Source organism: Mesorhizobium sp. M8A.F.Ca.ET.057.01.1.1 (assembly GCF_003952565.1).
GTDB lineage: Bacteria > Pseudomonadota > Alphaproteobacteria > Rhizobiales > Rhizobiaceae > Mesorhizobium.
In genome coordinates this window covers 2,615,289-2,637,655 of record NZ_CP034454.1, presented here as the reverse complement: position 1 = coordinate 2,637,655, position 22,367 = coordinate 2,615,289, and the positions used below count along the sequence as shown (strand labels likewise).

The 22,367-nt window shown below is 64.0% G+C and carries 22 protein-coding genes and 1 riboswitch; of the genes, 8 read left to right on the top strand and 14 right to left on the bottom strand.

Features of this window, described 5'->3' with window-relative positions; translation table 11 throughout:
* Positions 1-16: 16 nt before the first annotated feature.
* Positions 17-721: a nitroreductase gene (locus EJ077_RS12235; protein WP_208702255.1), complete on the bottom strand. Its 705-nt coding sequence runs from the start codon at positions 719-721 to the stop codon at positions 17-19.
* 171 nt (positions 722-892) lie between these two features.
* Between EJ077_RS12235 and EJ077_RS12230 the strand changes: the two genes are divergently transcribed.
* The 5 genes from EJ077_RS12230 (at position 893) to EJ077_RS12210 (ending at position 8,569) form a co-directional block, all read left to right on the top strand.
* A complete protein-coding gene (locus EJ077_RS12230; protein WP_189343740.1) occupies positions 893-1,489 on the top strand; it encodes a helix-turn-helix domain-containing protein in 597 nt (198 codons plus the stop codon).
* Positions 1,490-1,592: 103 nt separating this feature from the next.
* The gene (locus EJ077_RS12225) at positions 1,593-4,046 is read left to right on the top strand and encodes a GcvT family protein (RefSeq protein ID WP_208702252.1); all 2,454 of its coding nucleotides are present in this window, start codon (positions 1,593-1,595) and stop codon (positions 4,044-4,046) included.
* Positions 4,043-4,948, top strand: coding sequence for a homocysteine S-methyltransferase family protein (locus EJ077_RS12220; RefSeq protein ID WP_208702250.1), 906 nt, complete (start codon positions 4,043-4,045; stop codon positions 4,946-4,948). The genes EJ077_RS12225 and EJ077_RS12220 overlap by 4 nt, the downstream gene beginning before the upstream one ends.
* On the top strand, positions 4,941-6,122 hold the full coding sequence (locus EJ077_RS12215; RefSeq protein ID WP_208702248.1) for a pyridoxal phosphate-dependent aminotransferase: 1,182 nt from the start codon (positions 4,941-4,943) through the stop codon (positions 6,120-6,122). Before EJ077_RS12220 ends, EJ077_RS12215 begins: the two co-directional genes overlap by 8 nt.
* Positions 6,119-8,569, top strand: a complete 2,451-nt coding sequence (locus EJ077_RS12210; RefSeq protein WP_208702246.1) for a GcvT family protein — start codon at positions 6,119-6,121, stop codon at positions 8,567-8,569. The genes EJ077_RS12215 and EJ077_RS12210 overlap by 4 nt, the downstream gene beginning before the upstream one ends.
* A 147-nt stretch (positions 8,570-8,716) precedes the next feature.
* Here EJ077_RS12210 and EJ077_RS12205 read toward each other — a convergent pair whose 3' ends face one another.
* The 7 genes from EJ077_RS12205 to EJ077_RS12175 are packed head-to-tail and all read right to left on the bottom strand — an operon-like array spanning position 8,717 to position 15,270.
* Positions 8,717-9,304: an NAD(P)H-dependent oxidoreductase gene (locus tag EJ077_RS12205; protein WP_208702244.1), complete on the bottom strand. Its 588-nt coding sequence runs from the start codon at positions 9,302-9,304 to the stop codon at positions 8,717-8,719.
* Positions 9,304-9,885, bottom strand: coding sequence for an NAD(P)H-dependent oxidoreductase (locus EJ077_RS12200; protein ID WP_208702242.1), 582 nt, complete (start codon positions 9,883-9,885; stop codon positions 9,304-9,306). Before EJ077_RS12200 ends, EJ077_RS12205 begins: the two co-directional genes overlap by 1 nt.
* On the bottom strand, positions 9,885-11,288 hold the full coding sequence (locus tag EJ077_RS12195) for an FAD-binding oxidoreductase (protein WP_208702978.1): 1,404 nt from the start codon (positions 11,286-11,288) through the stop codon (positions 9,885-9,887). The genes EJ077_RS12200 and EJ077_RS12195 overlap by 1 nt, the downstream gene beginning before the upstream one ends.
* Complete coding sequence (locus EJ077_RS12190; protein ID WP_208702241.1) at positions 11,288-12,589, bottom strand: cytosine deaminase; 1,302 nt, start codon at positions 12,587-12,589, stop codon at positions 11,288-11,290. The genes EJ077_RS12195 and EJ077_RS12190 overlap by 1 nt, the downstream gene beginning before the upstream one ends.
* 4 nt (positions 12,590-12,593) lie before the next feature.
* The gene (locus EJ077_RS12185; RefSeq protein WP_127871556.1) at positions 12,594-13,442 is read right to left on the bottom strand and encodes an ABC transporter permease; all 849 of its coding nucleotides are present in this window, start codon (positions 13,440-13,442) and stop codon (positions 12,594-12,596) included.
* Positions 13,429-14,253: an ABC transporter ATP-binding protein gene (locus EJ077_RS12180; RefSeq protein WP_208702239.1), complete on the bottom strand. Its 825-nt coding sequence runs from the start codon at positions 14,251-14,253 to the stop codon at positions 13,429-13,431. The genes EJ077_RS12185 and EJ077_RS12180 overlap by 14 nt, the downstream gene beginning before the upstream one ends.
* A gap of 12 nt (positions 14,254-14,265) precedes the next feature.
* A complete protein-coding gene (locus EJ077_RS12175) occupies positions 14,266-15,270 on the bottom strand; it encodes an ABC transporter substrate-binding protein (protein WP_127277990.1) in 1,005 nt (334 codons plus the stop codon).
* Positions 15,271-15,536: 266 nt separating this feature from the next.
* Here EJ077_RS12175 and EJ077_RS12170 point away from each other — a divergent pair, with 266 nt between their 5' ends.
* Together EJ077_RS12170 and EJ077_RS12165 are read left to right on the top strand one after the other, a co-directional pair.
* Positions 15,537-15,920: a RidA family protein gene (locus EJ077_RS12170; RefSeq protein ID WP_135866623.1), complete on the top strand. Its 384-nt coding sequence runs from the start codon at positions 15,537-15,539 to the stop codon at positions 15,918-15,920.
* 55 nt (positions 15,921-15,975) lie between these two features.
* Positions 15,976-16,779 carry a creatininase family protein gene (locus EJ077_RS12165; RefSeq protein ID WP_208702237.1) on the top strand — a complete coding sequence of 268 codons (804 nt, stop codon included), beginning with the start codon at positions 15,976-15,978 and terminating at the stop codon, positions 16,777-16,779.
* A gap of 280 nt (positions 16,780-17,059) precedes the next feature.
* On the opposite strand, the gene EJ077_RS12160 is transcribed toward EJ077_RS12165, so the two are convergent.
* Together EJ077_RS12160 and cobD are read right to left on the bottom strand one after the other, a co-directional pair.
* Positions 17,060-17,569: a tyrosine phosphatase family protein gene (locus tag EJ077_RS12160; RefSeq protein WP_208702235.1), complete on the bottom strand. Its 510-nt coding sequence runs from the start codon at positions 17,567-17,569 to the stop codon at positions 17,060-17,062.
* Positions 17,566-18,612: a threonine-phosphate decarboxylase CobD gene (gene cobD, locus EJ077_RS12155; RefSeq protein ID WP_208702233.1), complete on the bottom strand. Its 1,047-nt coding sequence runs from the start codon at positions 18,610-18,612 to the stop codon at positions 17,566-17,568. Before cobD ends, EJ077_RS12160 begins: the two co-directional genes overlap by 4 nt.
* Here cobD and cbiB point away from each other — a divergent pair.
* A complete protein-coding gene (gene cbiB, locus EJ077_RS12150; protein WP_208702231.1) occupies positions 18,611-19,582 on the top strand; it encodes an adenosylcobinamide-phosphate synthase CbiB in 972 nt (323 codons plus the stop codon). The two genes, cobD and cbiB, sit on opposite strands and share 2 nt — an antisense overlap.
* 322 nt (positions 19,583-19,904) lie before the next feature.
* Here cbiB and cobO read toward each other — a convergent pair whose 3' ends face one another.
* The 4 genes from cobO to EJ077_RS12130 are packed head-to-tail and all read right to left on the bottom strand — an operon-like array spanning position 19,905 to position 22,021.
* Positions 19,905-20,513, bottom strand: coding sequence for a cob(I)yrinic acid a,c-diamide adenosyltransferase (cobO, locus tag EJ077_RS12145; RefSeq protein WP_208702229.1), 609 nt, complete (start codon positions 20,511-20,513; stop codon positions 19,905-19,907).
* Between the two features lies 1 nt (position 20,514).
* Positions 20,515-21,030: a bifunctional adenosylcobinamide kinase/adenosylcobinamide-phosphate guanylyltransferase gene (gene cobU / locus EJ077_RS12140; RefSeq protein WP_208702227.1), complete on the bottom strand. Its 516-nt coding sequence runs from the start codon at positions 21,028-21,030 to the stop codon at positions 20,515-20,517.
* A complete protein-coding gene (locus EJ077_RS12135; RefSeq protein ID WP_208702224.1) occupies positions 21,023-21,826 on the bottom strand; it encodes a CbtA family protein in 804 nt (267 codons plus the stop codon). Before EJ077_RS12135 ends, cobU begins: the two co-directional genes overlap by 8 nt.
* A gap of 15 nt (positions 21,827-21,841) precedes the next feature.
* The gene (locus EJ077_RS12130) at positions 21,842-22,021 is read right to left on the bottom strand and encodes a CbtB domain-containing protein (RefSeq protein ID WP_127280551.1); all 180 of its coding nucleotides are present in this window, start codon (positions 22,019-22,021) and stop codon (positions 21,842-21,844) included.
* A 35-nt stretch (positions 22,022-22,056) separates the two neighbouring features.
* Positions 22,057-22,255, bottom strand: a riboswitch (cobalamin riboswitch).
* Positions 22,256-22,367 lie beyond the last annotated feature (112 nt).

The following is a 22,367-nucleotide window of genomic DNA, read 5'->3' as shown; positions in this document are numbered from 1 at the left end:
GGTTGGCGGCCGAGACCTATTCGCTGAACGTCACCCATTCTTCGAGCGGCTCACGATCGGTGCGGAAGGCGTTCTCGGGCTTGGAAGTGTCTTCATAGCCGAGCGCCATGCCGCAGACGACGATCTCCTCGTCGGGAATGCCGAGCACCGGCCTAATCTGCCGGTGATAGGGCGCGAAGGCCGCTTGCGGACAGGTATGCAGACCCCTGCCCCGCGCCGCAACCATGATGTTTTGCAGGAACATGCCGTAGTCGATCCACGAACCCTGGTTGAGCCGGCGGTCGATGGTGAAGATCATGCCGACCGGCGCGTCGAAGAAGACGAAGTTGCGGTCGTGCTGGGCCCGCATCTTGTCGACCTCCCGGCGGCCTATGCCGAGCGCGCCGTAGAGGCCGAACCCGTTGGCACGGCGGCGGGTGAGATATGGCTCGAAGAACTGGGTCGGATAATAGCGATATTCGTCCCAGTCGGCTTTCTCCGCGCGGATGCCCGAATTTATGATGGCATCCGTGATCCGCTGCTTGGTCCCGCCCTTGGTAACGTAGACCCGCCACGGCTGCATATTGGTGCCGGAGGGAGCGCGCGCCGCAACAGTCAGTATGTCACGGATCGTCTCGTCATCGATCATGTCGGGCAGAAATGCACGCACCGAACGGCGCGACATGATCGCGTCGTCGACGATCTCGGCATCAACCGTGATTCGAGCCTTCTTTTCCAGCATGGGCCGTCCCTTAGCCGTTGTGTCGATCGGACGTCCCCACTCGCCGCTCGCGGCGGAGCCTTTGCATGAACTGTCAAAATCCTGCAAGCAAATCTTGAGCATTGGTGAAAATCTACTTGATTTTTTCATGAGCTTGATTTCTCATGAAATTCGGCTGAAAATTTTCATGAAGTGAGCGATTTGGTCTCCCCTACCCCACGCACATTACAGGGACCTGACGAGCGAGTCCTGGCAGGCGATATCAGGGCCTTGCGCCGGGTGCGCGGACTGACGCTGGCCGAGATCGCGCTGAAGCTCGGCCGTTCGGTCGGCTGGGTCAGCCAGGTCGAGCGCGGCCTGTCAACGCCATCGCTCAGTGATCTCCGGGCCTTTGCGGAGTTGTTCGGCGTGCCGATCAGCCTGTTCTTCAGCCATGACGTGCCCGTGGAGAGCGAGCGCGGCGTGGTGGTGCGCGCCGGCAAGCGCCGCGCGCTTGGCACCAGCGAATCCGGTCTGGTGGAGGAGCTTCTGTCACCGGACCTCGGTGGTAGCTTCGAGATGGTGCGGTCGGTCTTCGCGCCGGGAGCGGAGTTGAAGAACGAGGCCCGCCGGCCGACCGAGGAGGCCGGATACATCGCGTCCGGGCAATTCGACATCGAAATAGCCGGGGTCTGGCACCGGCTTGGCGAAGGCGATTCCTTCCGCTTCGAAGGCAAGCCTTACCGCTGGCGCAATCCGGGTAGCGAGCCGGCTGTAGTCATCTGGGTGGTTTCGCCGCCGGTCTATTGATTGATGAATGCATGTCATTCGGAACCGTGCAGCGGTTTTGCGACAGCGACACGCATAAAAACAAAAAGAAAAGCGCGGCGCGCTTGAAGATTGGGAGAAGAACATGGCGGGTTTGCCGAGCACGGCGCGCGTGGTGATTATCGGAGGTGGCGTGGTCGGCACCTCCTCGCTCTATCATCTGGCCAAGGCCGGCTGGACCGACTGCGTGCTCCTGGAAAAGAACGAGCTGACCTCCGGCTCGACCTGGCATGCCGCCGGCAATGTGCCGACCTTCTCCTCCTCGTGGTCGCTGATGAACATGCAGCGCTATTCGACCGAACTCTATCGTGGCCTCGCCGACGCGGTCGACTATCCCATGAACTACCATGTCACCGGTTCGCTCAGGCTCGCCCACTCGAAAGAGCGCATGCAGGAGTTCCAGCGCGCCAAGGGCATGGGCCGCTATCAGGGCATGGACATCGACGTGGTCGGTCTCGACGAGATCAAGCGCCGCTACCCCTTCCTCGAAACCCATGAATTGAAGGGCGCGCTCTACGATCCGAGCGACGGCGACATCGACCCGGCGCAGTTGACGCAGGCGCTGGCCAAGGGCGCACGCGACATGGGCGCGAAAATCATCCGCTTCTGCCCCGTCACAGGCGTGCGCCGTGAGAAGGACGAGTGGGTGGTTGTAACGGCGCAAGGCGAGATCCGCTGCGAGATCGTCGTCAATGCTGCCGGCTACCGTGCCGCCGAAGTCGGCAGGATGTTCGGCCGCGAAGTGCCGATGATGGTGATGAGCCACCAGTACATTCTATTCGAGGAAATCCCCGAACTCGCCGCCTGGTCGAAGGAACAGGGCAAGAAGCTGCCGCTGCTGCGCGACGTCGACACTTCATATTACTTGCGCCAGGAAAAGGCCGGCATGAATCTCGGCCCCTATGAGCGCAATTGCCGCGCGCATTGGGCCACCCACAACGATCCGATGCCGGACGACTTTTCGTTCCAGCTCTTCCCGGACGATCTCGACCGGCTGGAGCATTATCTGGCCGACGCGGTCGCCCGCGTCCCGATCCTGGGCACCGCCGGCCTGTCCAAGGTCATCAACGGACCGATCCCCTACGCGCCCGACGGCAATCCGCTGATCGGGCCGATGCCCGGCGTTCCCAACGCCTTCGAGGCTTGCGTCTTTACCTTCGGCATCGCTCAGGGCGGCGGCGCGGGCAAGGTGTTGGCCGAATGGGTGACGCAAGGCCAGACCGAATGGGACATGTGGTCGTGCGATCCACGCCGCTTCACGTCCTTTGCTTCCGCCCCGGACTATTGCGTGGCCAAGGGCATGGAAATCTACGGCAACGAATACGCCATCCAGTTCCCGCGTCACGCCTGGCCGGAAGGCCGCGACAGGAAACTGTCGCCGATCCACGATCGCATCAAGGCGCTGGGCGCCCGCTTCGATGCCTATAATGGCTGGGAGCGCGCGACCTGGTACGCGCAGGACGGCGACGACGTCTCCGAGGAAGCCACGCTGACCTTCCGCCGCGACGGGCCCTGGCAGCAGCGTGTCCGCGAAGAGTGCCTGGCTGTTCGCGACGCCGCCGGCATCCTCGATCTGCCCGGCTTCTCGCGCTTCAATCTCGAAGGCCCTGGTGCCGCCGAATGGCTGAGCCGGCAGGTAACCGGCCTGGTGCCGAAGCCCGGGCGCATCGGCCTCGTCTATTTCTCTGACGACAAGGGCCGCATCGTCACCGAAATGTCGGTGGTACGCCATGGCGAGGAGTCCATGACGCTGATCACCGCGGCGGTAGCCCAGTGGCACGACTTCGAATGGCTGAAGTCGCACATGCCCGGGGATGCCGCGTTCAAGCTGATCGACCGGACAGAGGAATTCTCCACGCAGATCCTGGCCGGCCCCAATTCGCGAAAAATCCTTGCCGATGTCTGTGAGGCCGACCTGACCTTGCCATGGCTGACGCATCAGGAGACCAGGATTGCCGGCCGCTGGGCCAAGCTGGTTCGCGTCTCCTTCGCCGGCGAGCTCGGCTGGGAAATCCACACCAGGGTCGACGACACCGCCGCCATCTTCGATGCGATCTGTGCCGCCGGGCAGCACCACGGGCTGAAGCCGTTCGGCATGTACGCGCTGGATTCGCTGCGTCTGGAAAAGGGCTACCGCACCTGGAAGGGCGACCTGTCGACCGACTACTCGATCCTGCAGGGCGGGCTCGAGCGCTTCGTCAAATGGGAAAAGCCCGACTTCCGTGGCAAGGCTGCCCTCCAGAACGAGAAACAGCAAGGCGTGAAGAAGCGCTTCGTCACGCTGGTGGTCGAAAACCCCGGCGATTGTGACGCGCCCTACATGTCGACGCTCTGGTATGACGGCCAGATCGTCGGCGAGACGACATCGGGCGGCTGGGGCCATCGCATCGACAAGTCGATCGCGCTCGGCATGCTACGCGCCGACCTGAGCGAACCCGGCACCTCTGTCGAGGTCGAGATCTTCGGCGACCGTTTCAGGGCGGTCGTGCAGCCGGACGAGCCGTTGTGGGATCCGAAGAACGAAAGGCTGCGCGCATGAAGCCGGTTATCCTCACCGATGGCGGCATGGGCCAGGAACTGGTGCGGCGCAGCAAGTCCGAGCCGACGCCGCTGTGGTCGGCCAGGGTGCTGATCGACGAACCGGACCTCGTGCGCGGCCTGCATGCCGAATTCATTCGTGCCGGCGCCCGCGTCATCACCATCAACACCTATTCGGCGACGCCCGAACGCCTGGCGCGCGAGGGTGCGGAAGACCTGTTCAAGCCGTTGCAGAAGCGTGGCATCGACCTCGCCAGGCAAGCCCGCGACGAGGCCGGGGAGGCTGCGATCGCCGGCTGCCTGTCACCGCTTTTCGGCAGCTACGCACCGGCGCTGACGATCTCCTATCAGGATACGCTCGACATCTACCGCCGCATCGTCGCCGAGCAGGCTGATGGCGTCGACCTCTTCCTGTGCGAGACCATGGCCTCTGCCGAAGAGGCGCGCGCGGCGGTCACCGCCGCGTCGGAAAGCGGCAAGCCCGTCTGGGTGTCATGGACGCTGGCCGATCACGGCACGCCACGCTTGCGCAGCGGCGAGACGATTGCGTCGGCAGCGGACGCGCTCGGAAATCTGCCGGTGGCCGCCCGGCTGCTCAACTGCTGTCGCCCGGAAGCCATCGCGGCGGCATTGCCGGAACTGATCGATCTCGGCGGCCCGGTCGGCGCCTATGCCAATGGCTTCACCTCCACCGAAGCGCTCAAGCATGGCGGCACCGTGGATGTGCTGCATGCCCGCCACGATCTCGGTCCGGATGCTTACGCCGACCAGGCTGTCGGCTGGGTGGAGGCAGGGGCGGACATAGTCGGCGGTTGCTGCGAGGTCGGTCCTGCCCACATCGCCGCCTTGCGCGATCGGCTGCAACAGAACGGTTACGCGATCACGGGAGCCCTACATGCCTAAACCATCGTCGCGCATCACCGGCATCGTGCCATCGGGCAAGGATGGCTGGGAGGTTCATTTCGCCGCCTGGAACCGCAAGGAGGCCGGCGAGGACATCATCATGCTGTCGGTAGGCGACCATGATTTCGACACGCCGTCGCAGACGATCGAAGCTTGCGTGGCAGCGGTCCGAGGCAGCAACCATCACTACACGCCGCTTCCCGGCCTGCCGCGCCTGCGCAAGGCCATGGCGGCGGCCTCCAGCGCCTGCACCGGCGTCGAGACGATGCCGGAAGAGGTCATCGCCACGCCGGGCGGCCAGGCGGCACTTTACGCTGCCGTGCAAGCCGTGCTCGATCAGGGCGACCACGCCATCGTGGTGGCGCCCTACTATGCCACCTACCCCAACACGTTCAGTGCCGCCGGCGCCAGTTTCACCGTGGTCGAGACGCCGGCCGAGGATGGCTTCCAACCCCGCACGGACATGATCCGTGCGGCACTCAAGCCCAACACGCGCGCCATCCTGATCAACACGCCGAACAATCCGACCGGTGCGGTCTACTCGCGCGAGCGATTGGAACAACTGGCAGAGCTCTGCCGCGAGCACGACCTCTGGCTGCTTTCCGACGAGGTTTACTGGACGCTTGGCGGCGGCGAGCATGTCTCGCCGCGCTCTCTGCCCGGCATGGCCGAGCGCACGCTGGTCATCAATTCGATGTCCAAGAGCCACGGCATGACCGGCTGGCGCATGGGCTGGCTGACGGGTCCGGAGGAGATGATCACGCTGCTGATCAACCTCAATCTGGTGACAACCTACGGTCTGCCGGCCTTCATCTCGATCGCTTGCGCCGAGGCGCTGGAGCAGCACTATGGCGTCAAGGACATCGCCGAACGCTACGCCGCACGCCGCACCGTCCTGCTCGATGCGGTGCGCGGCATGAATGATGTCACCGTGCGCGGTTCGGAAGGCGGCATGTATGTCATGCTCGACATATCCGATGTCGAACCCGACGACGAGAAATTCGCCTTCGCCTTCCTCGACAAGGAGAAGGTCGGCGTCATGCCCGGCTCCAGCTTCGGCGAAGCCGCGGCCGGCCATATCAGAATAAGCCTCTGCCAGCCCGAACCGGTACTGCGGGAAGCAGCCTCTCGGCTGCGCCGTTTTGTTTCCAGCTACCGTCGTGAGGCCGCATGACCGCCAAAATCATTCCCACCAAGGCGCGGGCCGTCATCATCGGCGGCGGCGTCTCCGGCTGCTCGGTCGCCTACCACCTGGCCAAGCTCGGCTGGACCGACATCGTGCTTCTGGAGCGCAAGCAGCTGACCTGCGGCACGACATGGCATGCCGCAGGCCTCATCGGCCAGTTGCGCGGTTCGCAGAACATGACCCGGCTGGCGAAATATTCGGCCGATCTCTACGTCAAGCTGGAAGCCGAGACCGAGGTCGGCACCGGCATGCGTCAGGTCGGCTCGATCACCGTCGCGCTGACCGAGGAGCGCAAGCACGAAATCTACCGGCAGGCATCGCTCGCCCGCGCCTTCGATGTCGATGTGCGCGAGATTTCTCCCAATGAAGTCAAGGAGATGTATCCGCATCTCAACGTCTCCGACGTCGTCGGCGCCGTGCACCTGCCGCTCGACGGCCAGTGCGACCCAGCCAACATCGCCATGGCATTGGCCAAGGGCGCGCGCCAGCGCGGCGCCACCATCGCCGAGAATGTGAAGGTGACGAAGGTCCACACCAGGGACGGTCGCGTCACCGGCGTGTCCTGGGCGCAGGGCGAAGAGCAAGGCACCATCGAGGCCGACATCGTCGTCAACTGCGCCGGCATGTGGGCGCGCGAACTCGGTGCCCGGAACGGCGTCACCATCCCGCTGCATGCCTGCGAGCATTTTTACCTCGTCACCGAGCCCATCTCAGGCCTCGGCCGCCTGCCGGTGCTGCGCGTGCCGGACGAGTGCGCCTACTACAAGGAAGACGCCGGCAAGATGATGCTCGGCGCCTTCGAGCCGGTGGCCAAGCCGTGGGGCATGGACGGCATCCGCGAAGACTTCTGCTTCGACCAGTTGCCCGAGGACATGGACCATTTCGAGCCGATCCTCGAAATGGGCGTCAACCGCATGCCGATCCTGGCCACCGCCGGCATCCACACCTTCTTCAACGGCCCCGAAAGTTTCACCCCTGACGACCGCTACTATCTCGGCGAGGCGCCGGAGCTGCGCGGCTACTGGATGGCGACCGGCTACAACTCGATCGGCATCGTCTCGTCCGGCGGCGCCGGCATGGCGCTGGCGCAGTGGATCAACGATGGCGAAGCGCCGTTCGACCTGTGGGAAGTCGACATCCGCCGCACCCAGCCGTTCCAGAAGAACCGCCGTTATCTCAAGGAGCGCGTCTCCGAAACGCTCGGCCTTCTCTATGCCGACCACTTTCCCTACCGGCAGATGGCGACGTCGCGTGGCGTGCGCCGCTCGCCCTTGCATGAACATCTGAAGGCGCGTGGCGCCGTGTTCGGCGAGGTCGCCGGCTGGGAGCGCGCCAACTGGTTCGCGCGCGAAGGCCAGGAGCGCGAGTATCGCTATTCCTGGAAGCGGCAGAACTGGTTCGACAACCAGCGCGAGGAACATCTGGCGGTCCGCAACAAGGTCGGCCTGTTCGACATGACCTCGTTCGGCAAGATCCGTGTCGAGGGCCGCGACGCTCAGCCTTTCCTCCAAAGGCTCTGCGCCAACGACATGGATGTGGCGCCGGGCAAGATCGTCTACACGCAAATGCTCAACCAGCGCGGCGGCATCGAGAGCGACCTCACCGTGTCGCGGCTTTCGGATACGGCCTATTTCCTCGTCGTGCCAGGGGCCACGCTGCAACGCGACCTCGCCTGGTTGCGCCGCCATGTCGGCGAGGCATTCGTCGTCGTCACCGATGTGACCGCGGCCGAAAGCGTGCTCTGCCTGATGGGTCCGGATGCGCGAAAACTGATCCAGAAGGTCAGCCCCAACGACTTCTCCAACGAGAACAATCCGTTCGGCACCTTCCAGGAGATCGAAATCGGCATGGCGCTCGCCCGTGCCCACCGCGTCACCTATGTCGGCGAACTCGGCTGGGAACTTTATGTCTCGACCGAACAGGCTGCCCATGTCTTCGAGGCGATCGACGAAGCCGGTGCGGATGTCGGCCTGAAACTCTGCGGCCTGCACACGCTGGATTCCTGCCGCATCGAAAAGGCTTTCCGCCATTTCGGCCATGACATCACCGATGAGGACAATGTGCTGGAAGCAGGCCTCGGCTTCGCAGTGAAGACAGCCAAGGGCGATTTCATCGGCCGCGACGCCGTGCTGAAGAAGAAGGAAGCCGGACTGACCCGCCGCCTGGTCCAGTTCCGGCTGAAGGACCCGCAGCCGCTGCTCTTCCATAACGAAGCGATCCTGCGCGACGGCAAGATCGTCGGTCCGGTCACCTCGGGCAATTACGGCCATCATCTCGGCGGCGCCATCGGGCTTGGCTATGTGCCATGCCGGGGCGAAAGCGAGGCGGATGTGCTGGGTTCGACTTATGAAATCGAGATCGCCGGCGAACGGTTTGGCGCCGAAGCATCACTGAAGCCGATGTATGATCCGAGGTCGGAACGGGTGAGGATGTAGTGCTCTCTTCCTTCGCCCCGTTTACGGGGAGAAGGTGGCCCGAAGGGCCGGATGAGGGGCGGCGCCAAGGTCGGCAAGGCTGGCGCTGCCCCTCATCTGCCTGCCGGCATCTTCTCCCCGCAGAACGGGGAGAAGGGCGCTAATCGCTCAAAACCGCTCCAGCTTCGCCTGCACCTTCGCCAGAAACGCCGCCCTCGTTGCCGGCGTCGAGGCGTCCATCAAATAATGCGCCAGGAAAAACGTCTTGCAGCGTCTGGCGCACAGCGCCCGCATGCCGCGCAGCAAGGTCTTGCGTCCGGGCTGGCCGACGACGACGCTCCACCAGGTCGGCGCGCCGCAGGTGGTGATGACGCCGACCTTGGTGACATGCATCATCAGCGACTTGATCCCGCCCTTGCCCGCCGGCAGCTTGAAGGCGATGTCGGTCGCCCACACCCGGTCGAGCCAGCCTTTCAGCATCGCCGGCAGCCCATACCACCAGGTCGGATAGACGAACAGGATCGCCTCGGCCCAGTTGAGCAACTCGAAATGCGGTTTCAGCGCCGGATCCCGCGGTGCCTGATGATTGTAGCTGCGCCGCTCCTCGCAGCTCATCACCGGATCGAACTTTTCCGCATAGAGATCGAGCAGCCGCACGTCCCAGCCTCGTCGCGTCAGCACATCCACGGCGGTGTCGCGGATCGCGGCGCAGAAGCTCTCCGGCACCGGATGGCAATAGACGACGAGCGCACGCATCAGAAGGCATCCATGCTGGCCGCGACCTTCGTCATGAAAGACTTGCGCGTTTCGTCGGTCGACAGGTTCATCGCATAATGGGCGAGATAGGAGACGGGAGCGCCGGGCTTGATCGTGGCGCGCAGCATTCGCTTCACGACCTTGCGCGGCGGATCGCCCATCACCATGGCGCGGAACCGGCTGCCGCCATAGGTGGTGACAGCCGCCAGCTTGCGGATGTTGTGCAGCGTCGGCTGCACTTTGCCATCGACCAGCTTGAACGACACGCCCGGCAGGAAGACGCGGTCGAAAAACCCTTTCAGGATCGCCGGATAGCCGTAGTTCCAGACCGGAAACGACAGCACCAGGGCCTCGGCCGCCTGCAGCCTCTGAATGTAGCTGGCAACCGCATCGCCTGGTCCACGCGGGTCGTGATAGCCGAGCCGTTCCGCCCGCGTCAGGCGCGGGTCGAAATTCTCTGCGTAGAGGTCGCAGTTGTCGACTAGATGACCCGCCGCCGTCAGCCGCTCGACGATCATCCGGTGCAGGCCGGCATTGAAGCTGGTCTCGACCGGATGGGCGTAGAGCACGAGGATGTTCATCAACCCGCCTTTTGCAGCCCCTTGAACAGAAAAGTCCGGCCCGAACGGTAGTCGTAGTCCGGGTTTTCCCAGGCGATCATCTTGCCGGGGTTGAGCAGGCCTTGCGGATCGGTCTCGCGCTTGAAGGCGAGTTGCACGGCGTCGGTCTGCTTCATACCACCCTCTTCCAGCGTGTAGCGGTGCGGGTTGAAGATCGGGCAGCCATTGTCCTCATGCAGGCGGATGATTTCGTCGAGCCTCGTCTCGTTGGTGAACTTGACCAGCGGCAGGCCGAAGCAGGTGATGTTGCCGTCCAGCCGCACGAATTCGAGATGCGAAAACACCTCGCCGGGGAACATCGCATCCATCTTTGCGACCAGCGGCAGCTGGTTGGGAAAGGGATAGAGCGATTGCAGATAGGTAATCGACGGATCGACCCGCAGCGCCCTGAGCGTGGTGTGGTTCCAGGCCAGCTCGTAGGCCGGCGGCAGGCCCTTTTTGTCCTCCGGCGTCGCCGTGGCGGCGTTGAAGATCACCTCGCCCCCGGCGCGGCGCGTAACGGCCAGGAAGGCATCCAGCCCATGCCGAGCCACCATGACGACGCAGATGCTTTGCCCTTCCCTGAAAAATTTCTGGTGCCGCTTGAAGTAGAGTTGCGGCACGGGTGCCGCGATCGGCGTGATCAGCTTGGTCAGGATGCCGTCTTGGCAGGCCAGCGCATTGCCATAGCGCGCCGCATCCATGAATTGGTCGAAACCGACGATGACGTCGATCCAGTCATAGGCTGCCGTCAGTGGCATCTCGACCTCTGATATGATGCCATTGGTGCCATAGGCGTGGGTCACCTTGTGCAGGTTCTCGCCGGTGAGTTCGAGCACCTTCGGCTCGGCCTCCATCGTCACCACGCGCAGCCGCAGCACATTGCCGAAATCGCGCAAGCCGCCGAAATTGATCGAGCCGACGCCACCAGAGCCGCCGGCGATAAAGCCGCCGATCGAGGCCGTGTTGTAGGTCGAGGGCGACAGCCGCAGCTCTTGGCCGGAATGCGCCCGCGTCGCCTTGTCGATATCGGCCAGGACCGCGCCCGGCCCAGTCACCACGCGCCCCGGCGCGATCGACTTGATCTCGTTCATTTCGGCGAGGTTGAGCACGACCCCACCCGACAGCGGCATTGCCTGGCCGTAATTGCCGGTGCCGCTGCCGCGCGGCGTCACCGGCACGCCGTGGCGGTGACAGGCGGCAAGCACGCGTATCAGTTCGGCCTCGGTCTTCGGCGTCGCGATGAGGTCGCCGGTGACGTGGTCGAGCTGCTGTTTCAGCACCGGGCTGTACCAGTAGAAGTCGCGGCTCTTCTGCTGGACGATCGCCGGATTGTCGTCGAGTTTTATTCCGTCGAGATCGCGTTTGAGCGCCGAAACATCCATCATTCCACCATCAGCTCGTCGAGTTCGGCATAGTCGGGCAATTGCCGGTCGATCGCGCGTCCGGCGCGCACGACGATGCGATCCGATTCGGGCCGCGACAGCAATTCCGTCCAGCTTCGACCTTTGAACAGGACGAAATCCGCGTCGCCGCCGGCGGCAAGCATGCCGAAGCCATCGAGCCGCATCACCTTGGCCGGTGTCGCGCTAACCGCCTGCGGCCAGTCGGCGACCGGATGGTCGAAATGCAGGATGCGCGTCGCCATGCGGTAGACTTCCAGCATGTCGAGATCGCCATAGGCGTAGAAGGGGTCGCGCGTGTTGTCTGAAGCGACGGCCACCGGAATGCCCCGCGCCTTCATCTCGTGCAGCAGAGTCACGCCACGCCAGCGCGGCGTGGTGCCGTCGCTCCGTCGATCCTGCAAATAGAGATTGCACATCGGCAACGACACGATGGCGAGCCCGGCCTTCGCCACCTTGTCCAGCGTGTCCAGCACCTCGAGATCGGGCTGGCGCGCCAGCGAGCAGCAATGGCCGACGAGGATCTTGCCCTCGAAACCGTTCCACAATGCTGCCTCGGCGATCTTCTTCAGCGAGATCGCCGCAATGTCGTCGGTCTCGTCGGCATGGAAATCGAGATCGAGCCCATGCTTGATCGCTTGCGCGAAGACATGGTCGAGCAGTTCCTCCAGGTCCGGCACCATATAGGTGACAACGCCCAGAACGCCCTTGGCGGCGGCCACTCGTTTGGCCAGCCTGTCGAACCATTTTCTGTCGCGCACGCCCTCGATGCCGAGCAGACAGGCGCCCTGCAATTCGATGCGGCCGCGCCATGCCTCGCGCATCGTCTCGAACACCGGCCAGGAGATTTCCTCTTGCGGCGCGACGCTGTCGATATGGGTTCTGAGCGCCCTGGTGCCATGCGCGTAGGCCGAGCGCAGCGAGAAATCCATGCGCTTGGCCAGGTCCTCGGCGCTCCAGCGCGCGACGCGGTCGGCGCCCGCGGCATTGAGCGCCCCCATGAAGGTGCCGTCGGGATTGGGCTTTCGGGGCCAGATATGGCCCTTGTCGATATGGGTGTGGCAGTCGACAAAGCACGGCAGCACGATGCGACCGGCAAGATCGATAGCCTCCGTCAGCGCCTTCGATTTGCCATGCGCCGCAATGCTGGAGATCTTGCCGTCGGCAATGGCAATGTCGGCCAGGGTGAAACCGTCATTGTCGTAAGTCGCGGCAAGACCCGACGTCAGTGACCGGTGAACGCGGGCATTGGCAAGCCGGTATGAAGCTGAGTCCGGAATCAAGGCACTACCGCTCCTGCTTCAGCGCGCTTTCGTGCCAGCGCCTGAGAATAAGATGCGAAATCAGCGATAGCACGAGGAAGATTAGAATGCCGGTCAGCGAGATCAGGAACAGCGCAGCGAACAGCCTGGGCGCATTCAGCCGGTAGCCGGCTTCGATGATGCGCGAGGCGAGCCCCGACGACTGGCCGGTGGCGCCGGCGACGAACTCGGCCACCACGGCGCCGATCAGCGACAGGCCGCCGGCAATCTTCAGGCCGCCGAGAAAATACGGCATCGCCGCCGGCAGTCTGAGATAGCGCAGCTGCTGCCAGCGCGTCGCACCATTGAGCTTGAAAAGGTCGCGCAGATTGCGGTCGACGGAGTTGAGGCCAAGCGTGGTGTTGGACAGGATCGGGAAGAAGGCGACGATCCAGGCGCAGAGCAGAAGCTTGGTCGTCTGATTGTCGACATAGATGTTGATCAGCGGAAAGATCGCCACGATCGGCGTCACCTGCAGCACGATGGCGAACGGGAAGAACGACATCTCCACCCATTTCGACTGCGCGAACAAGACCGCCAGCCCGACCCCGCCGACAACCGCGAGGAGCAGGCTGAGGAAGGTGATGCGCAAGGTGACCAGCAGTGCGGAGAACAACAGGCCGGCATCGTTGTAGAGCGTCCACAGCACCACGCCGGGTCGCGGCAGGATGTACTGCGGAATCTCGTTCCACACGCAGATGCGGTCCCAAAGCCAGATTGCCAGGATCATGATCGCCAGGGGCAGCACCCAGCGGCCGATCCGCTCGAGCCGCTCCTGGCGCACGCGCCGCGCTTCCTCAGGGTCGAGTTTCAACGTGCCGTCAATGACCGTCATGATGCGAGCCCGCCGTTGAATTGATGGCATTGACCAGAACGTCGGAGGCCTGCCGGCACAGCGCTGCATAATCCGGCGACGTGCGGAATGCCTCGTCGCGCGGATAGGATGCCTCTATGGCGAGTTCGCCGAACACCCTGCCCGGCCGCGCCGCCATGACGACGACGCGGTTGGACAGAAACACGCTTTCGAACACACTGTGGGTGACGAAGACGACGGTGAAGCGCTCGTCCTGCCACAGCTCCAGCAGGTCGTTGTTGAGCTTGAAGCGAGTGATCTCGTCAAGCGCGGCGAACGGCTCGTCCATCAACAGCACGCGCGGCTTGGTCACCATGGCGCGTGCGATCGAGACACGCATCTTCATGCCGCCGGACAGCTCGCGCGGCACCGCATCCTCGAACCCGGTGAGGTGAACGCGCGCCAGCATTTCCGTTATCGCTGGTGCGGCCTTGGCGCGAGAAATGCCTTTCAGCCTGAGCGGCAGCCAGACGTTGTCGAAGACGCTGGCCCAGGGCAGCAACGTCGGCTCCTGGAAGACGAAGCCGATATTGGCACGGTCGAGCGAGCCGCCGCCGCGCCAGTCGAGCACGCCTGATGTCGGCGTCGACAGGCCGGCGATCAGCCGCAGCGCCGTCGACTTGCCGCAGCCCGACGGCCCGAGCAGGCTGAGGAAATCGCCTTCCCGTATCGTCAGGTCGACATCGCTGAGCGCCGTCACGCCATTGGAAAACACCTTGCCGACACCGCGCAGCGCCAGCAAGGTCGGAGCGACGTCCAAGGCCGGCGCTTGCGCCACCTTCTCCCTCATCATGCCGGGACCGGCCTATTTCTTCAGCTCAAGCCCGACGCCCTTGTTGACGAAGGCCAGCGTGTAGGCCTTCGTGATGTCGATGCCTGCAGGCGTGACCTTGGCCTTGACCATCTTGTCGTAGAAACTCTTGATCCGCGCATCGGTCATGGCGCCGATGCCGAGCTTCTCGGTGTCGCCGGAATCGGCAAGGCCGAACTTCTTCATCTGCTCGATCGAGAAGGCGATCTGCTCGTCGCTCATGTCAGGATTATCTTTCTTGATCATGTCGTTGGCGGCCTTGTTGTCGCCGTAGAGGTATTTGTACCAGCCCTTGGCCGAGCCATCGACGAAGCACTGGACCACCTCGGGCTTCTTGTCGATCGTGTCCTGCATCACCTCGATCGTGGTCGAATAGGTGTCCCAGCCATAGTCGGCGAGCAGGAACTGGTTCGGCACGAAGCCGCCTTCCTTCTTGACCGCGAACGGCTCCGAGGTGACGTAGCCCTGCTGGATCGACTTCTTGTTGGCGAGGAAAGGAGCGGTGTTGTAGGTGTAGGGCGCGCGCTTTGAAGCGTCGAAACCGAGCTCGATGACCATCCACTGGAAGAAGGTCTGCGCACCTTCATCGCCCAGAATGTACTGCTCGGCGTTCTTCAGGTCTTCCCATTTATCGAGCCCCTCGCCGGGGTGGGACATGATGACCTGTGGATCCTTCTGGAAATCCGCCGCCACCACGCGCATCGGGATGCCTTGCTGAACGGCATCGAAGGCCGACAGCAAATTGCCGCCCATGTAGAAATCGATCTTGCCGGCGAGCAGCATCGGCCGGCCGCTGACCTGCGGGCCGCCCTGCATGATGGTGACATCGAGGCCGCAGGCGGCATAGGTGCCATCCGCCACGGCCTGATAATAGCCGCCATGCTCCGGCTCGGCGAGCCAGTTGGTGCCGAAAGTGACTTTTTCATTCGCCGCCGCGCCCAGTGTGCTCGCCGCAAGCAGAGCCACGACCGCCACCGAAATCTTCTGTTTCACGTACATTGACACCGCCCTTTATTTGCACCGGCGCGTTGCGCGCCGTGCTTGACACCAAAGATTCAAGAAGCAAGACACATGCCACCGGCGTCGCGCACCGGGACCCGCCCGCCTGCACCACAGCATCTGCGAAAGCCGGAAAGGTCGTGCTGCACCGAAGGGCATCGTGCCTATTTTTTGAACGCCTGTCCACAATCGCACGGGCGACATGCACCGCCATCTTGATGGTGCAATGCATCCGGCCTTAGGCTGACGATATCCAGGAGATTGCCATGTTCAAGTTTCTCACCCCGAAATCGATCAAGCCGCCCTTTGCCCGTTACAGCCACGGCGTCGAGGTGCCGGCCGGCAAGCGCCTGGTGCTGTGCTCGGGCCAGGTCGCTATCACGGCGGACGACCAGATACCGGAAGACGCCGGCGCGCAGGCCGAACTCTGCTTCAAGAACATCGCGGCGATCCTGGGCGAAGCCGGGCTGGGGTTGCCTGATATCGTTCGCATCAACGCTTACGTCACCGACCGTGCGCATCTGCGGCCCTATATGGAGGTCCGTGACCGTATGTTCTCCAGCCCGGCGCCGGCCTCGACGCTGATGATCGTTTCCGGATTTGCCAGGCCCGAATTCAAGGTCGAGGTCGAGGCTATCGCGGCCGGGTGATCGACAGACAAGCTCTGTCGCGCTAGGTCTGCCCTGACCATTGAAGAGACATGACATGACCGTAGCAAAAAGACGCGTCTGGTGGGGCGACTACCGGACATCAGAATATGCCTCGATCGATCCCGAGGCGACGATAGCGGTGTTGCCGGTCGCGGCGATCGAGCAGCATGGGCCGCATCTGCCTGTGTCGACCGACACCTCGATCATGAACGGCATGCTCGACACGGTCATCGCACGCCTGCCCGAGGACCTCGACATCCGTATCCTGCCGGTCCAGGCGGTGGGCAAGTCGAATGAGCATCTGCACGCGCCGGGCACATTGACCCTGCCGGCAACGACGCTGATCGAGGCGTGGACCGAGCTTGGCCTGTCGATCGCGGGCGCCGGCGTGCGCAAGCTCATCGTCGTCAACTCGCATGGCGGCAATGAGGAGATCATGGGCATCGTCACGCGCGAACTGCGCGTGCGCGAAAAGATGCTGGCGGTGAAGACCAGCTGGCAGCGCTTCGGCCGCCCGGCCGGCATGTACACCGAGCTCGAGGATCGCCACGGCATCCATGGCGGCGATGTCGAGACCTCTTTGATGCTGCATTTCCGGCCGGATCTCGTCGACATGGGCAAGGCCGACAATTTCATTTCCAATGTCGCCAAGGCCGAGAAGGACTTCTCGCTGCTGCGTCACACCGGCACGCATGCCTTCGCCTGGATCGCCGGGGATCTCAATCCGAATGGCGTGGTCGGTGACGCCAGCATTGCAACGGCAGAGAAAGGCCGATTGACCGCACAATATCAGGCCGACGGCTTCATCAACCTACTGCGGGACGTGCGCAAGGCAAAGCTCGCGGAGTGGCTGAGGTAGCTGCACCATTCAATGGCACCCCTCGCCCTTCCAGAATGGGCCGAAGCCTTGTCTTTCGTCATCCCATGGCGGAGCAAGGAGCGAAGCGACGCGGCGCAGACCATAGGATCCATGCCGGGACTCGGAAGCGCTGCGACGGTGCAGAATTCTGGGCCGCTGCACGCTGCGACTGAGGTCGCGGCATGGATCCTCGGGTCTCCGCGACGGAGCTTCGCTCCTGCTCCGCCCGTGGATGACGATGCCGGGCAGGTCTCGGCCAATCTCCAACCGGGTCGAAGAGCTACACGTCGATCTTGAGTGCGAACGGCGTGCCTTCGAAGGCGTCGGCCCCTCGCCCGATCGACTCGATCGCCTCGATCATGCGGCCATTGCGCTCGAGCAACGTGTCGGCCACCGCGATCAGTCGCGGATTGGGCGTCGCCGAAGGCGACAGCGCGCGCAACGTCTGCGCCAGTTCCAGCTCATTGCGCGTAGGCGCCAGCGCCGCGGTGATGATGTAGGCCGAAGCCGTCGAACGGCTGATGCCGGCATAGCAGTGAACCACCATCGGTTTTGCCCGGTCCCAGCGGCGCGCGAAATCAAGCAGATTGCGCACATGCTCCTCGCCCGGCATGGTCATGCCGTCCTGCGCCACCGCAATGTCGTGCATGACCAGATGCAGATGATTTTCCCTTGGGATCGAGGCCGGACGCACCACATCCGTCCCGGCGGCAAGCAACGACAGCATGCGGTCGGCGCCGGTCCTGGCCACCGTTTCCTCGATCTTCGCCAGCGAGCAGACATGGATCATGGTTTCGAACCTTTCGACCGATCCTCGCGCCGCGACGCCCAATCGGCAAGCGCGGATTCGAGCCTGCGCCATTCCTCCTCGCTCCCCGGCAGGCCGGCGCGCAGGACATGCGGCCGGTCGGAGAAATGACGGAGCAGGATGCCGCTCTCGCCAAGCGCGGAAAACAGGCCGCCGGCATCGGGGAGGCTGAGATAGCGGAACAATGTAGTGCCGCCCGCGACGGGAACGCCGAAGCGGCCGAACAGCGCATCGAGCCGCACCGCCGCATCCACCAGCGACGCCCGCATCGCATCCTGCCAGCCGAGATCGGCGAGCGCGCGGATGCCATATTCCAACGCCGGTCCGGCGACGGCCCAAGGTCCGAATTGTGTCTCCAGCCGCTCGACCGTCGGCGCATCGGCAAGTGCGAACCCAAGCCGCAGGCCGGCCAGACCAAAGAACTTTCCGAAGGAACGCAGCACGATGATGCCGCCCTGGCCGACATCGCCGGCGAGACTGTGTTCGCGCGGGCCGACATCCATGAACGCCTCGTCGACGACCAGCAGCCCGCCCTTGGCGCGCAGCTTGGCGGCCAGCGCCAGCAGCCGGTCGCGCTCGATAACGCGCCCATCCGGATTGTTCGGATTGACGATGATGGCCAGGTCGGCCTCGGCCAGCGCCGCGAAATCGCCGACCTCGACCACCTCGTGCCCGGCAATCACCGCCGCCCGGGCGTGTTCGGCATAGGTCGGCGCTAGCACCATTGCCTTGCCGAGCCGCACCAACGATGCCACGCGCGGCAGCAGGATCTGCGTACCAGGCGCCGCCACGACGTTTCCCGCGGAAGGCGCGCCATAGGTCGTGGCCGCAATCTCTATCAGCTCGCGCCCACGCGCGGCCTCCGGCAATCGCCACAGGGAGGTGGCGGGCAGGTCGAAAAGCGGGTAGGAGTGCGGATTGATACCGGTCGAGAGGTCGACGAAAGGCAGCACGGCATTAGGGAAAAGCGTCCTTGCCCGGCCAAGACTTCCACCATGGTCCACCGCTCCTTCAAGAAGCTTCATGTCAGTCCTGATCGCTTTCCTGTCATTGGTTGTCGAATTCGCCCTCGGTTATCCCGACTGGCTGTTTCGCGCCATCGGCCATCCGGTGACGTGGTTCGGCAGGCTGATATCCTTTCTCGACCTGAGGCTCAACCGCGCCACTGATCCCGACGCGCTGCGTCGCCAACGTGGTGTCCAGGCGCTTCTCGTCATCGTGCTGGTGCCGGCGGCAGCAGGTCTTTGCGTGCAGCTTGTCCTCCTCTGGTTCGTCCCCTTGGGATTGATCCTTGCCGTCCTTCTGGCAACATCGCTTCTGTCGCAGAAAAGCCTTTACGAACACGTCGAAGCCGTCGCTGACGCGCTCGACAGTGGAGGCCTCGACATGGGTCGAGCCGCCGTCTCGCGGATCGTTGGCCGTGATCCCGAAACGCTGGACCGCGCCGGCGTCTGCCGCGCGGCGATCGAGAGCCTGGCGGAGAATTTCTCCGACGGCATCGTCGCCCCCGCCTTCTGGACCGGTGTCGGCGGGCTTGCCGGCGGCGCCGCCTACAAGGCCGCCAACACCGCCGATTCGATGATCGGCCACCGCACCCCGCGCCACGAGGCCTTCGGCTGGGCGGCGGCGCGCTTCGACGATTGGATCAATCTGCCGGCATCACGGCTGACGGCGGTGCTGATCGTGCTGGCGGCTTTCCTCGTCAAGGGCACCGACCCCGGCAATGCCTGGCAGGCGGTATGGCGCGACGCGAAAAAACACCGCTCGCCCAATGCCGGTTGGCCGGAAGCGGCCATGGCCGGCGCACTTGGCCTCGCGCTCGCCGGGCCGCGCAGCTATGGCGGCGTCATGGTCGACGACGTCTTCATGGGCGAAGGCGGACGACGCGATGTCGACAGCGGCGATATCCGGCAGGCGCTGCAACTTTATCGTGTCGCCGACTATTTGCTGATTGGCCTGTTTGGGCTGATTTCGGTCATCGCGGCTCTGGCGTGACCTGACCTCCCCTTTTGCGTTCTCACCCCAAGGTGAGGAAGGGAGCCGGGCTGCAACAGGTTCACGCCTTCCTCTCCCCCGTCGATCGGGGGAGAGGTGGCTCGGCGAAGCCGAGACGGAGTGGGGGTCGACCTGCTCGGCAGTCGCGTTTTCGCACCCGCCGGATCGCGCTTGCCAGTCTGCGGCCGGCATTAACCGCCTTCCCCAATCCGTCGCTGCTTCGCAGCGCCACCTTTCCCCCTCCGGAGGGAAAGGAAGGGAGCCCCGCTGGGAGCATTGTCGACTAGACTGAATGCTTACCCTCAAAAGGGGACAACAGATCTCAGAACTCGATGCCCTGCTGCGCTTTTACGCCGGCGGAAAAATGGTGCTTCGTCAGCCCCATCTCGGTGACCAGATCCGCCGCCTCGACCAGCGCCGGCTTCGCGTTGCGACCGGTGACGACAACGTGCAGGCCCTCGCGGCGAGCCTTGAGCGCGGCAACCACCTTGTCGAGATCGAGATAATCGTAGCGCAGCGCGATGTTGAGTTCATCGAGCACGACAAGGCTGATCGAGGGGTCGCCAATCAATTCCAGCGCCTTGGCCCAGGCGGCTTCGGCGGCCGCGATGTCGCGCTTCAGATCCTGCGTTTCCCAGGTGAACCCCTCGCCCATCGCGTGCCAGACGACCCGGTCGCCAAAGGCGGCGAAAGCGTCCTTCTCGCCGGTGTGCCATTTGCCCTTGATGAACTGGACGACGCCGACGCGCTTGCCGTAGCCGAGCATGCGCAGCGCGAGACCGAAGGCAGCCGTGGTCTTGCCCTTGCCGGGGCCGGTGTTGACGATCAGCAGTCCCTTCTCGATCGTCTTGCCCGCGACCTCGGCGTCTTGCACCGCCTTGCGCTTGGCCATCTTGGCGCGATGGCGTTCTTCGTCCTTGTCTTCGGTCATCTCACTTCACCTTGAGCGGTAGCCCCGCCACCATAAGGAGCACCGTATCGGCCGCCGCGGCTACCCGCTGGTTGAGGCGGCCGGCGTCGTCGCGAAAACGCCGCGCCAGCGCATTGTCGGGCACGATGCCTTGCCCGACCTCGTTCGACACCACGAACCAAGGCCCGCGCGGCCGCGACAGCACGTCCGCCAGCCGTCGGCACGCCGCCTCGACGTCGTGTTCCGCCAGCATGTGATTGGTCAGCCACAGCGTCAGGCAGTCGACAAGCACCGGCTGATCATCCGGCAAGGCCTCCAGCGCTTCGGCAAGGTCGAGCGGCGCGTCGATGGTCGACCAGCCCTCGCCGCGCCGCGAGCGGTGCAGCGCGATGCGCTCGTGCATCTCGTCGTCATAGGCTTGCGCCGTGGCGATATAGGCCCATGGCGGGGGCAATGCCGTCACCAGGGTTTCGGCGTGCGCGCTCTTGCCGGAGCGCGCACCACCGATGATGAAGGTCAGCTTGCCCAGATCAGGCAAAGCTGTCGCGAAGGCTGGTCGCCGTGCCGGTGAAGCGCCCGCGCACCACGCCGACGACCGCGCCGAGCACCAGCCAGAACACCAGATTTGTCACCGTCACCGCCACCACGAACTGATGGTGCAGGCCTTCCGGGATTGGCGTCTCGAAGCTGTTGGGCTGCGGCGCGCCGATGACATGCGGCGCGACGATCAACAAGACCGCGAGGATGGTCAACGGCAGCGATCTGCGAAACACGATCAGGCCAAGGCCGATAGCGGTTGCCGCCACCGTTGCCGACCACCAGATCTGGCGCGGCAGAAGGTCGGCCGCCGGCATTGCAGGCAGCTCCGGCTGCAGGCCGAGGCCAGGCGCCAGTGTGAACACGGCAAAGCCGGCCAGACCCCAGAAAATGCCCTGGCGCCAGTTGCCGACGCCGCCCGCGAATTCCGAAACCGCGACCAAGACCAATGCGAAGCCGATGCCGGTGACGATATTGGCAAGCACGCTGAAGGCGAAACGCTCGAAGCCGTCGGCCGGCGCCCAGCCTTCATCCTCCGCCGCCGGAGCGGCTGCGTCCGCTGCCGGCGCGGCGGAACTCATGGCATTGCCTGCCGGAACGGCCGTGCTCACGGCGCCGGTATCGGTTGCGGCGGGCGCCGCGCCATGGTCGTGGTGATGGCCGCCCCCGGCCTTTTCGTAGACTTCCGCCTTGAGGATCAGCGGCACGGTAGCATAGGCCTGCATGCAGGCGAGAACGACACCGGCCACGAGCCCCGCGATCGCCGCGATGAACACGACGTTGCGAAACAGATTCATGATGTCATATCCGCGTTAGTGGCAGGGAAACGCCATCGAGTGGCGATAGTCGTGGGCGGCATTGTGGACCGCATCGATGTGCGAGAAGCCGACAAAACCGACGACGAAGATGCCGAGCAGCGCCGCGAGCGCGAGCTGCATGAAGCGCGACTGCGAGGAGACGGAGGCGCCGAGGGAGACGGTAGCGGTAGTCATGTCTTGTCCTTTCACCCTCCACCCGAGGGCATCGAAGTCAGTTTCCTGTCGCCGGCAGGTCTCCTGGCTCGCGGATAAGCGCCCTTCCCCACCTTCCCGAAGGAAAACCTTCAGTGGCATATGGAGAGGACTACCGCACACAGTTGCGGGGGCAGCCACGGCATTGGGCGAAACCCCGCCCGCACCGCATTCCCTCTTGGCTCCCAAAAAGGAACCGACGACGTTGGTGACTATAGGGAAATTCGCCGCGCGCGGCAAACCAAATTCCGACAGCCGCCAGCGCAGGAGCGTCGTATCGGCAAAGCCGCTCTCATCCCGTCCTGATTGACAAACTTCATGGCCGGGT

What these genes read in the sequence shown, in the direction of transcription:
- EJ077_RS12235 (WP_208702255.1), bottom strand. Translation starts at nt 721, where the DNA reads ATGCTGGAAAAGAAGGCTCGAATCACGGTTGATGCCGAGATCGTCGAC.
- EJ077_RS12225 (WP_208702252.1), top strand. Translation starts at nt 1,593, where the DNA reads ATGGCGGGTTTGCCGAGCACGGCGCGCGTGGTGATTATCGGAGGTGGC.
- EJ077_RS12220 (WP_208702250.1), top strand. Translation starts at nt 4,043, where the DNA reads ATGAAGCCGGTTATCCTCACCGATGGCGGCATGGGCCAGGAACTGGTG.
- EJ077_RS12215 (WP_208702248.1), top strand. Translation starts at nt 4,941, where the DNA reads ATGCCTAAACCATCGTCGCGCATCACCGGCATCGTGCCATCGGGCAAG.
- EJ077_RS12210 (WP_208702246.1), top strand. Translation starts at nt 6,119, where the DNA reads ATGACCGCCAAAATCATTCCCACCAAGGCGCGGGCCGTCATCATCGGC.
- EJ077_RS12205 (WP_208702244.1), bottom strand. Translation starts at nt 9,304, where the DNA reads ATGCGTGCGCTCGTCGTCTATTGCCATCCGGTGCCGGAGAGCTTCTGC.
- EJ077_RS12200 (WP_208702242.1), bottom strand. Translation starts at nt 9,885, where the DNA reads ATGAACATCCTCGTGCTCTACGCCCATCCGGTCGAGACCAGCTTCAAT.
- EJ077_RS12195 (WP_208702978.1), bottom strand. Translation starts at nt 11,288, where the DNA reads ATGGATGTTTCGGCGCTCAAACGCGATCTCGACGGAATAAAACTCGAC.
- EJ077_RS12185 (WP_127871556.1), bottom strand. Translation starts at nt 13,442, where the DNA reads ATGACGGTCATTGACGGCACGTTGAAACTCGACCCTGAGGAAGCGCGG.
- EJ077_RS12180 (WP_208702239.1), bottom strand. Translation starts at nt 14,253, where the DNA reads ATGATGAGGGAGAAGGTGGCGCAAGCGCCGGCCTTGGACGTCGCTCCG.
- EJ077_RS12175 (WP_127277990.1), bottom strand. Translation starts at nt 15,270, where the DNA reads ATGTACGTGAAACAGAAGATTTCGGTGGCGGTCGTGGCTCTGCTTGCG.
- EJ077_RS12170 (WP_135866623.1), top strand. Translation starts at nt 15,537, where the DNA reads ATGTTCAAGTTTCTCACCCCGAAATCGATCAAGCCGCCCTTTGCCCGT.
- EJ077_RS12165 (WP_208702237.1), top strand. Translation starts at nt 15,976, where the DNA reads ATGACCGTAGCAAAAAGACGCGTCTGGTGGGGCGACTACCGGACATCA.
- EJ077_RS12160 (WP_208702235.1), bottom strand. Translation starts at nt 17,569, where the DNA reads ATGATCCATGTCTGCTCGCTGGCGAAGATCGAGGAAACGGTGGCCAGG.
- cbiB (WP_208702231.1), top strand. Translation starts at nt 18,611, where the DNA reads ATGTCAGTCCTGATCGCTTTCCTGTCATTGGTTGTCGAATTCGCCCTC.
- cobD (WP_208702233.1), bottom strand. Translation starts at nt 18,612, where the DNA reads ATGAAGCTTCTTGAAGGAGCGGTGGACCATGGTGGAAGTCTTGGCCGG.
- cobO (WP_208702229.1), bottom strand. Translation starts at nt 20,513, where the DNA reads ATGACCGAAGACAAGGACGAAGAACGCCATCGCGCCAAGATGGCCAAG.
- EJ077_RS12135 (WP_208702224.1), bottom strand. Translation starts at nt 21,826, where the DNA reads ATGAATCTGTTTCGCAACGTCGTGTTCATCGCGGCGATCGCGGGGCTC.
- EJ077_RS12130 (WP_127280551.1), bottom strand. Translation starts at nt 22,021, where the DNA reads ATGACTACCGCTACCGTCTCCCTCGGCGCCTCCGTCTCCTCGCAGTCG.